This is a genomic window from Tenacibaculum sp. 1_MG-2023 (genome assembly GCF_030547425.1).
In the GTDB taxonomy this organism is placed as follows: Bacteria; Bacteroidota; Bacteroidia; order Flavobacteriales; family Flavobacteriaceae; genus Polaribacter.
This window is the reverse complement of the sequence record NZ_JAUORH010000016.1, coordinates 71,433-82,181: the sequence shown is the minus strand read 5'-3', so window position 1 is coordinate 82,181 and position 10,749 is coordinate 71,433. Positions and strand designations below refer to the sequence as shown.

Annotated in this window: 12 protein-coding genes; all 12 read left to right on the top strand. The window is 32.7% G+C overall.

The annotated features are described in order from the left end of the window. Positions 1-1,878, top strand: a 1,878-nt coding sequence (locus tag Q4517_RS11735) for a type VI secretion system Vgr family protein (protein ID WP_303509530.1), incomplete at its 5' end; no start/stop codon positions are given. Between the two features lie 18 nt (positions 1,879-1,896). After that, the gene (locus tag Q4517_RS15465) at positions 1,897-2,613 is read left to right on the top strand and encodes a PAAR domain-containing protein (RefSeq protein ID WP_320244164.1); all 717 of its coding nucleotides are present in this window, start codon (positions 1,897-1,899) and stop codon (positions 2,611-2,613) included. Between the two features lie 11 nt (positions 2,614-2,624). Beyond that, entirely contained in the window at positions 2,625-5,660 is a 3,036-nt protein-coding gene (locus Q4517_RS11725) for a toxin VasX (RefSeq protein WP_303509527.1), read from the top strand. Beyond that, entirely contained in the window at positions 5,660-6,349 is a 690-nt protein-coding gene (locus tag Q4517_RS11720; protein ID WP_303509524.1) for a hypothetical protein, read from the top strand. The genes Q4517_RS11725 and Q4517_RS11720 overlap by 1 nt, the downstream gene beginning before the upstream one ends. Positions 6,350-6,536: 187 nt before the next feature. Further along, the gene (locus tag Q4517_RS11715) at positions 6,537-6,770 is read left to right on the top strand and encodes a hypothetical protein (protein WP_303509521.1); all 234 of its coding nucleotides are present in this window, start codon (positions 6,537-6,539) and stop codon (positions 6,768-6,770) included. A gap of 104 nt (positions 6,771-6,874) precedes the next feature. Beyond that, entirely contained in the window at positions 6,875-7,291 is a 417-nt protein-coding gene (locus Q4517_RS11710; RefSeq protein WP_303509517.1) for a hypothetical protein, read from the top strand. After that, entirely contained in the window at positions 7,285-8,037 is a 753-nt protein-coding gene (locus Q4517_RS11705) for a hypothetical protein (RefSeq protein WP_303509515.1), read from the top strand. Before Q4517_RS11710 ends, Q4517_RS11705 begins: the two co-directional genes overlap by 7 nt. Further along, positions 8,031-8,390: a hypothetical protein gene (locus Q4517_RS11700; protein ID WP_303509512.1), complete on the top strand. Its 360-nt coding sequence runs from the start codon at positions 8,031-8,033 to the stop codon at positions 8,388-8,390. The genes Q4517_RS11705 and Q4517_RS11700 overlap by 7 nt, the downstream gene beginning before the upstream one ends. After that, the gene (locus Q4517_RS11695) at positions 8,359-8,775 is read left to right on the top strand and encodes a hypothetical protein (RefSeq protein ID WP_303509510.1); all 417 of its coding nucleotides are present in this window, start codon (positions 8,359-8,361) and stop codon (positions 8,773-8,775) included. Before Q4517_RS11700 ends, Q4517_RS11695 begins: the two co-directional genes overlap by 32 nt. Next, positions 8,769-9,521 (top strand): hypothetical protein, encoded by a 753-nt coding sequence (locus tag Q4517_RS11690; protein WP_303509508.1) that lies wholly within the window; start codon positions 8,769-8,771, stop codon positions 9,519-9,521. Before Q4517_RS11695 ends, Q4517_RS11690 begins: the two co-directional genes overlap by 7 nt. A 28-nt stretch (positions 9,522-9,549) precedes the next feature. Continuing rightward, positions 9,550-10,242, top strand: a complete 693-nt coding sequence (locus tag Q4517_RS11685; protein WP_303509506.1) for a hypothetical protein — start codon at positions 9,550-9,552, stop codon at positions 10,240-10,242. A gap of 69 nt (positions 10,243-10,311) precedes the next feature. Further along, on the top strand, positions 10,312-10,722 hold the full coding sequence (locus Q4517_RS11680) for an HYC_CC_PP family protein (protein ID WP_303509504.1): 411 nt from the start codon (positions 10,312-10,314) through the stop codon (positions 10,720-10,722). Positions 10,723-10,749: the final 27 nt, after the last annotated feature.

The window sequence follows — 10,749 nt, the reverse complement described above, 5'->3', positions numbered from 1 at the left end:
ATAGTTTTAACTATAACAAAGAAAAAACACCCCATGCATAAGATAAAAGAAGAAGCATTAGATAAACAAATTACCATAGATGGTAACTTTGTAAAGAGTTATAAAACAATTACAATAAACCAATTCTTATACCAGCACCATACTTTTGAAGTTGTGGTAGATATAGAAACTGTAGAAGAAGCAGGAAGCTACACCTTAGAAAAATCAAAAGAATGGTTAGGAAAACAGCTTACCACCAATGTCTCAGGTAAAGCCTTTATAGGAGTTGTGTTAGACGTATCAATGCGCCATAATGAAATAGGATTACACGGCGAATTAATACTAAAAGGATTGTCTCAAACAGTTTTACTAGAAAATGGAAAACAACAGAAATCTTGGTTAGAAAAAGATCTAGCAAGTATTGTTTCAGAGATCATGGATACTACTGCCATAAAAAACAAGGTTAATCCAGCATATACTACAGTAATTCCTTACCAATGTCAATACGCAGAGAGTGACTACAAATACCTGCAAAGATTAGCATATCAATATAACGAATGGTTTTATTTTGATGGAGTAGATGTTGTTTTTGGAAAACCCGAATCTGAAGGTCAAAAGCCAATAGAGCTAGAATACAGTAAAGATTTAAAAGAACTACAAATAAAAACCAAAACGTATAATCCTACTTTAGCAACATATAGTTACGATTCGTTAAATGATCAATTCTTTGAAGGCGATTTAAAAGCAACTAATGAAGGGCTAAACGATTTAGCAAATACAGCACTTAAAGCATCAGAACAAGTTTATAAAGAAGTAAAAGACTTTGGAGTAAGCGATGTGTTTTTACAAGACAAATCATCATTAGATGAGTATTTACAAAAACGATTACAAGGATTAAGTGCAGGAGGCAATGTACTTAAGGCAAGTGGAGGAGCGAAAGGATTAAGTTTAGGAAGCATAATCAAAGTAAGTGCAGCAAAGTATGACGAAGGAAAATATACTGTAAAACAGTATGGAGAATATATTATAACTCAAATAAGCCACTTTGCAGATGTAGGAGGAGCATATTCTAATACTTTTGAAGCTATCCCTGCAAACACAAAAAGCTTACCATTAAACGAAAACATAGCACCAGCAGTAGCTAACAATCAAGTAGCAACGGTGGTAAGTAATAAAGACCCAGAAAGTAAAGGACGTGTACAAGTTCAGTTTTACTGGCAGGAAGCTATTGGAGCAAAAACAGATTTTATTCGTGTAATGACTCCCGATGCAGGAAGTAGTGAACTTACTAAAACCAATAGAGGATTTGTATTTATTCCAGAACTAGGAGATCAGGTAATGATTGGTTTTGAACATAACGATCCTAACCGTCCCTTTGTTATGGGAAGCATGTTTACAGGTAAAAACGGAGCAGGAGGTGATGAAGAAAATGTACGAAAGAGTATTATTACACGTGGTGGACACACTATTGAGTTAGATGACACAAAAGATAAAGAGAAAATAACCATAAAAGATAAAGATGGAAGTATCATAACCTTTGATACTAAAGAAAAGTCATTATTTGTTCAGTCAGCTGAAACTATGGAGTTTTCTGCAAAAAATGTAAAAATAATTGCAGAAGAGAACATTGAGCTACAAGCAAAAGGAGAGATTAAAACAGCATCAGAAAAAGATACTTCAATTTTGTCGAAAGGAGCAATTAACGCACAAGCCGACAAAGATGCTAGTATTACAAGTAGTGCGAATATAACTATAGAAGCAAGTAGTAATACTGATATAAAAGGACAAAACACTACAATTGAGGGGCAAGCAGCAGCCGAGTTAAAAGGTCAACAAACCAAAGTGCAAGGACAGATGACTGTTGTACAAGGAGCAAGTGGTAAGTTTGATATAATGTAATTTTAAAACATAATAATTATGCCAGGACCAGTTGCAACAGTAGGAAGCATGCACGTATGCCCTATGTGTAGTGGAACCGTACCTCATGTGGGCGGTCCTATTGCACAAGGAGAAGCAAATGTATTAGCCAACGGAAAACCTGTGGCCACTATAGGTAGTATATGTACCTGTGTAGGCCCACCAGATACCATAGCGCAAGGATTTCCTAATATTTTAATTAACGGAAAACCCGTAGCATGTTTGGGAGACTTGACAGCTCATGGAGGAACAATAACAGCAGGAGAAGCTAATATTATAGTAGGTAGTGCTGCACCAGTTCCTTCAGTTAATATGCCTGTAAACAAGATACCGTTTCCTAAAATTAGCATTGTAGATAGATTAGCCCATAATAGTAAAATAAAAGAAGCGGAAGAAAATCAAGAAAAGTTAAAAGAAGAAGAGCAAGGAGAACCACGAATTTATAACTTGCAATGGCTAAAAGAAAAGAATATAATACGTAAATCAAAAGTATTAAAAGAAGTAACACTACGAGCTTATGTGTACAATATACCTGACGGTGAAAGTATTACTTTTAAGGTGAAAAAACCTGTTGAAACTACCAATGAAAATGGTAGTACAACCACAAATGAAGAAGAAGTGGTAGAATTAACAGGAACAGTACAAGATAAAAAAGTAGAAGTTACTTGGGAGGTTGAAGATGCTACAGAAAAGGAAAAAGAATCTTCTAAAAATTAAAGAAACAAAAAATGGCTGACGATTTATTAGTAGAATATCAAGAAAAGGAATATCAAGAAGTAATTGCAGAATATTTTTTTGAATGTACAGGAGGTGGAGTTACAGAACCAGTAGCAAGTCCCAAAAAAGAAGCTTTGAAAAAAGGAATCAAACTTCACCTTTTTAGGTATGGTTTTTTTGAAAAAAAATCTACCGAAGATACTGCTATAGATATAGATGGTATATTGGAAGGAAAGAAAAAGTATAGTGTTGATGAGGTAAAAGTAGCTAATAATAAAATACCAGAAATTGAAAACTTTTACTTAGCTCGTACATTTTTAAGACTAGGATATATTTATATTATTAATAAGAGTGATAATAATAAATATAAAGAGTATCAAGTAAACGAATCAGGAAAATTAAAGGGTATTGTCTGGACTAAAGATAATAATGGAGATATAAGAAAAGCTACAGGTAATGCTAGATCCTTTATTACTATAAATACTCCAGGAGAATATTACATAGCTTATTCACCAGTTCAGTGGAGCAAGGCTTTTTTTAATGAAGTTAACGGTAGTGATGAAAAGAAGCAAAAGTTTATGCAAACTATTAATTGTGTAGGCATTGAAGTAGGATGTAACCCCGAGTCAGACGAAGTAGTTTCGTATAAAGATGTAAAAGTAGTTTCGTTTAAAAATCATCTTCAAGGTGGAGAGTTTAGAGATGATTTAAGAGAAATTCATGTTGATGAAAAAGAACAAACAGATGAAGGAAATAATGACTTTTATGAAGATATGTTTGTTACATTAAATGACCCTATTGGTTGTGCTAATGATATTGGAAGTGTACTTGTTACAAAACATCAGAAACATGAAGCGATTATTGAATCTATACAAACAGGACAAAGTAAAGAAGACATTTTTACTAGAATAGAAAAAGGAGAAAATAGATCTAGCACTTTTTCTGATTACGAAGAACAAGTAAGTGGACTCTTTTCAACAGCATTAACCACCTATCAACTTATCTATAATGATGAGAAAATGAAAGAAGAGTATGCTGAAACTACAGATAAAGACAAGTTATTAAAAATTTTAGCTGTTAAGGAAAGAAAAGAGTTACGAAAAGTAATTTCAAACATAAGAGGAGACTTTGGAACTTTTTTGTCAAATGATTATTATAAATGTTACTTGCCACTGTATACTGAAGGAGGGAATCAAGCAGTATTTGAAGGTAATTATATTCTAGCTTCTCATTTAGAGGTCTTATCTGCACATCCGCATGATAAAGATAGACATTTAGACCTAAAAAAAGATTACACAGGAAAAGAAGATAGTTGGAAAGATTTTTATATTAAAACGTTGGAAAATGATGATGATGAAATTTCAAAGTTATTAAGTAAAAAAGTTAAATTAGAAGAATTACAGGAAACAATTTTAGATGTTAGTAAAGGTTTTTCGCTGTCTAAAAAATTTATAGATACTCTTAAAAGTATAACAGAGAGTTATGCAAAATATGCAACTTCAGAATCAAGTTTTGAGGTAGTTTTAGGATATATAAAATCTTTTGAGTACGAAAATGAAGTTGTTATTCAGATAAAAAGAAAAGAGCTTGAAAACAGTATTTCAAAAAAAGGTTTTTTTCTAAATATGTCAAAATGGGTAGAAGAAGATCAGTTAGCAAATTATAGAAGTGGACATAGGCATATAAGGATAAAGGCTTCAGCGTTACAGGGAACACCAGAAGAAATTGTAGCAAATAAACGTTTTGAAGTTCCTATTAAAGGGGCGGGTAATAAAGCTAGTGAATGGATAACGAAAGCTCTAGAACACCCTAAGTTTAGAGCCTTTATGGCAGGTTTAGAAGTAATAAGTACTGCTGTTAGTGTAAATAAATTAAGTTCTCAAGCTAATATTAAAAATGGAATAGATACTACAGGTGGAGTGTTAAGTTTAATATCTGCTTCAACCAGTTATGCTGAGGCTAAAATGCTAGCAAATAAAGGAGGGGGGAGTGTAAGTGCTTTGAGATCAATAGGTAACATATCTAAAATAACAGGGTTTGTTGGGTCTGGTGTAGGTGTTACTATGTGTGTATGGGATAGTATAGAAACCTACCAAGCGCGAGATTATGATGCCTCACTTACATGGGCAATCACTGGAGCATTAAGTGCGGTGTTATTGGCAGATAGTATTGTTGCTTTTGCAACTGGAGCTGCGTTTGGTTTTTTAACTTTTTGGCCATTAGCTATTTTATTTGTCTTAGTGTTGGTAGGAGTAGCACTAGCTATTTACTTTACTGATACACCTCTAGAAAAGTTTTTGAAAAATAATGTATTAGGAAGCGAACATCAATTAGTTGCAGGAAATGAAGCTCCTTCTGTTTATATACAGCAAATATATAATGAACGAGATCGTCTGGTGGAGAGCGATTTTAAAGAGTGGCGTGATTTTAAAAAGGCTTCACAATTATTATATGATTTATTAATTAGCTATCGTGTAAAAGAAAATGTTACACAATTTTTCTACGAAGATAAACCAGATAAATCTTGGGGAGATTATATAAGAGATGCAATTCAATTGAGTGCGGGAGTTAAGTATAAAAAAGTAAAAAAAGTAACTCTAAAAGTACACTTACGTAAATTCTTATACAATAAGAGTAGCTTTGATTTTGCGATGAGACTTTTTGTAAAAGGTACTAAAGAAGTTTCAAGTTCAGATGAAATGTTGATTGCTGATAAAGTAGAAGTTACTTCAGATGATAATGGAGCAGATGTGCTTGAAGTTTCGTATACTTTATCCAAGGCTATTCATAATAAAATTTCTTTAAGCTCAGAATTTGTATTTATAAGTAGAACCATTATAAACGAACAGTTAAATGAATATTGGCCACATAAAAATGGTAATGACCGTTATATGGGGTATAAATTATCAGCTACCGATTGGGTAGCTCCTACAGGTGATATGATTATAGCGGATAGGATTAATGATGTTTTAGATGAAGTGTGGGGAACAAATATTAGAATTGGAACTGAAGATGAAGTGTATAACCCTAATACTTGGAAAAGATAATGGAGTACTTATCAAAGACAATTAAAGAGAAACCGAAAGGTATTACGCAAGAAACAGTAGAAAGTAATAAGTATTTTATAGAGGAAGCCAACGATTTGTTTTACAAAGAAAAAAGAACAGCAAGAGGCTGGATGTCTTGGGGTATTGGTATAGTGTTAATAATTGTACCAATAATAATTTCTTTCTTTTTTAAGAGTGACGATTTTTGGCCAAAAATTATAATACTGACGATTTTTGGAATCCCAGGAGTTGTAACGGTTATCTATGGTTTTGTTGCACCTATTAAATACTTAGTCTTTGATAGGATGAATGGGGTTATAGTTATGCCTAGAAATTTTAGAAGTACAGTAACTATTCCTTTTAGTTCTGGTTTTGCAAGGGTTAAGCATATAAATTCTAGTCCAGGAGTTATTAGTGGTATGTTAGCTTTTGTATCAAGTAAAAGTAAAGATAGAGTTGGAGGTTTATTAACGGAATATAACATAAAGAACTATTGGGCATTTACTATTTGGTATATGGATAAAAATAGGCCTTTGCCTCCAGGAGATGCTTTTGATCCATATCGTCAACAAGATTTTGAACGTAGAAAGGCGGAAGGGTTTCCTAAACCTTTATATCCAAGTAAAATATCAACACCCGAAGCCACACCAGAACAGCAAGCAGAACGTAAACGTATAGGTGGATGGTAAAAGGAACTGTCATTTCTGTGTAGACAGAAATCTTATCAAAAAGAGTAAAGTTACTGCAGGGTAAAGAACGTTATTTAGGAGCTAAAATAAGGCTAAGAGCATTAAGTGCAGGGTTGTATATTACTGATTTAGACCAAAACGAAGAAGTTACGATGGCTCCGTTGCAAGAATTAAAAACTAACAAACCATGGTAAAAGATTTTACACGAAAAATAACCCATCAACGCTATAAAAACCCAGAGAAACTTAAAAAATATTACCATCGAGTAGAAAAGAAAATACATACCAAGTTTAAAATTTATAAAGAGACAAAATATACAAAAGCTGAAAAAATATTAAGAAATGATAACTTTATAGTTACAAAATCAGGTAGTAATGCTACTCCTCAAGTAGGGGGGGGGTGTCTTTGGTATTTTTATTGATGATTTTACATCATACATATAAAAATGGTTTGGACAATGAACTGTTATTTTTTATAGTCCTGTCTTCTCTTTCAACTTTATTCTTTGCCGTATATTTTTTCACGATGCCCAAAAAAGAACATATTTTAAACCGCAGAGATGGCTTAATAACTATGACTGGTTTTTTTTGGCAAAAAAACATTACTATGGCTTTTGAAAAAGCAGAATTTGCTTATAGTACAGGAGGAGAAGACCTTGTAGGAGGTTTTCAATTACAAATCATACGCCCTAATAAATGGCAAACATTCGAAACATTTATAGTTTTTGGTTCGGATTGTTATGAGGATATGTCTTTTATCACTTGGTATATGGATAAAAATCGTCCGTTACCTCCAGGAGAAGCTTTTGATCCATATCGTCAGCAAGACTTTGAACGAAGAAAAGCTGAGGGATTTCCTAAGCCTTTGTACCCAAGTAAAATATCAACGCCAGAGGCTACTAAAGAACAACAAGCAGAACGTAAACGTATTGGTGGATGGTAGGTTTTACTCGTAAAATAACCCATCAGGATTATAAAAATCCAGAAAAACTTAAAAAGTATTATCATAGAGTAGAAAAGAAAATATATGTAAAGCCAAGAAATTCTGTAAATAATAATTCACACAGACTGTTGAAGCATAACTATATGGGGAAAGACTTTGTTTACTACCATTCTAATGGAACAGTAATTCCTTTTCTAGGTGGTGGAATATCTTTAATTCTTGTTGTCTTTCTTCCTTTTTCTACAGATGCTTTTCAAAGTATAGGTAGTATTATATTTTATGCTTTAGTATGTGCAGCTTTTATTTTTTTCTTAATATATGGTCTAACGAAACCCAAAAAAGAACAAATTTTAAACCGTAGAGATGGTTTAATCACTATGACAGGTTTTTTTTGGCAAAAGAGTATTACAATGAGTTTTAAAAAGGTAGAATTTGCCTACAGTACAGGAGGAGAAAATATGATAGGAGCCTTCATGTTAGAAGCTATTCGTCCAAATAAATGGCAAACTTTTGACTCTTTTGGGTATGGAGGAGCAGAGTGTTATGAGAGTATGTCTTTTATCACTTGGTATATGGATAAAAACCGTCCGTTACCTCCAGGAGATGCTTTTGACCCATATCGTGAAGAAGATTTTGAACGTAGAAAAGCAGAAGGTTTTCCAAAACCTTTATATCCAAGTAAAATATCAACACCAGAGGCTACAAAAGAACAGCAAGCAGAACGTAAACGTATTGGTGGATGGTAGATTTTACACGAAAAATAACCCATCAACGCTATAAAAACCCAGAGAAACTTAAAAAGTATTATCATAGAGTAGAAAAGAAAATACATATAAAACCAAGCAAGTTTGACAAAGGCTATGTTGAAAGGAAACGTTCTGATTATATTTTATATAATGATGAATTTTTAGCAACAAAAATCCCCTACTATATAGTACCTTTATTAGGAGGAGGAGTATCTTTAATATTATTTTTAGGGACTTTAAAATATTCTTTGAGAGATGGAGTTACAAATGAAAATCTTTTCTTCTGCTATATTACTGTTTTTTGTTGTTTTTGGGTTAACGATGCCAAAAAAAGAACAAATATTAAATCGTAAAGATGGTTTAATTACTTTTCATGGTTTCCTTTGGCAACCTAATATAACGATGGAGTTTGAAAAAGCAGAATTTGCCTATAGTACAGGAGGAGAAGACCTTGTAGGAGGGTTTCAGTTACAAATCATACGTCCTAATAAATGGCAAACATTTGCTATTACTGGTTATGTAGGAAGTGAATGTTATGAAGATATGTCTTTTATTACTTGGTATATGGACAAAAATCGTCCGTTACCTCCAGGAGAAGCTTTTGATCCATATCGTCAACAAGATTTTGAGCGTAGAAAAGCAGCAGGTTTTCCTAAGCCTTTATATCCAAGCAAAATTTCAACACCTGAGGCTACAAAAGAACAACAAGCAGAACGAAAAAGTATTGGTGGATGGTAGGTTTTACTCGTAAAATAACCCATCAGGATTATAAAAACTCAGAGAAACTCAAAAAGTATTACCATCGAGTAGTTAAAAAAATTCACACAAAACCAAGAAAATTTAAAAAAAGAGATTACAAAAAATCACAATATAGATTAGTAGATGATAATTTTGTTGTTACTAAATCAGGAAGTAAAGCTACTCCTCAAATAGGTGGGGTTGTGTCTTTGTTATTACTATTAGGAACATTAAGGTATCTTATCAGAGATGGATTGAATAATGAAATTTTATTTTTTATGATATTATCCGCTTTTTTAACTATCTTTTTTGTAGTCTATGGTTTTACAATGCCTAAAAAGGAACATATTTTAAATCGTAAAGATGGTTTAATCACTATGACAGGCTTTTTTTGGCAAAAAAATATCACGATGATATTTAAAAAAGTAGAGTTTGCCTATAGCACTGGGGGTGAAGATGGTGTAGGTGGGTTTATGTTACAAACTATTCGTCCAAATAAGTGGAAAACATTTGATATCTATACAATATTTGGAGGAGATTGTTATGAGGATATGTCTTTTATAACCTGGTATATGGATAAAAATCGTCCGTTACCTCCAGGAGAAGCTTTTGATCCATATCGTCAACAAGATTTTGAACGTAGAAAAGCAGCAGGTTTTCCCAAGCCTTTATATCCAAGCAAAATTTCAACACCTGAGGCTACAAAAGAACAACAAGCAGAACGTAAACGTATTGGTGGTTGGTAATACTATACTTAAATAAATAACAGTTTTAATGCAATATTTATCAAAGATAATTAAAGAAAAACCACAAGAGACAACACAAAGAAGCGTAGAGAGTAATAAATATTTTACTGAAGAAGCTAATGATTTGTTTTATAAAGAAAAAAGAACAGCAAGAGGCTGGATGTCTTGGCCTATAGGCTTTTTATTATTAATAGCATGGTTATTTATGGTTTGGGGAGTAGATGATGAAGGTAGTTTTTGGCCGAAAATTATCTTTACAATAGTTTTTGGCTTACCAGGCATTTTTGCTATAATTTATGGTTTTGTAGCCCCTATTAAATACTTAGTTTTTGATAGGATGAATGGGGTTATAGTTCTTCCTAGAAATTTTAGAAGTGCTGTAACCATTCCTTTTAGTACAGGATATGCCAAAGTAAAATATATAAATTCTAGTCCAGGAGTAATTAGCGCTTTGCTAGGTTTTGAATCAAGTAAAAAAAAGGGTAAGGTTGGAGGTTTGTTGGCAGAATATAATATAAATAACTATTGGTCATTTACTGTTTGGTATATGGATAAAAACCGCCCATTACCTCCAGGAGATGCTTTTGATCCATATCGTCAACAAGATTTTGAACGTAGAAAAGCAGAAGGATTCCCAAAACCCCTATATCCAAGCAAAATTCCCACACCAGAGGCTACAAAAGAACAACAAGCAGAACGTAAACGTATTGGTGGATGGTAAAGAGATAAAATAGTAAAAGCCTAAGATTAGTAAAAAACAAAGTTTTAAAAATTTGTATCTTTGCAAGGCATGAAGAAACATTTTTCTAAAATAACAGCTATAACTTTAGCAATAACAGTGTTACTATCTACATTCTCATTTAATGTAGAAAAACATTTTTGCGGTGATTTTTTAGTGGCTGTTTCTTATGTAGGAAGTGTAGCTAGCTGTGATGATGTAGAAGAAGATAGCTGTGAGAGTAAAGTAATAGAAGCATCATGTTGTAAAGATGATGCAGAGCTTATAAAAGGGCAAACTCAAATTCAAAAATCTTCTGTAGAAAAGATAACTTTTATAAAGGTTGCTACAGCGGTTACTTCATATGTTTTTAACAGTCTGTTATTTCAAGACTTAGAGAAACAGTTTGTTCCACATAAATTTTATATACCACCCAAACTGTTTTTTAATATACAGGTACTTCACGAAGTCTTTATCATATGATTTACAATTCTTACTAAAAAAATAAGA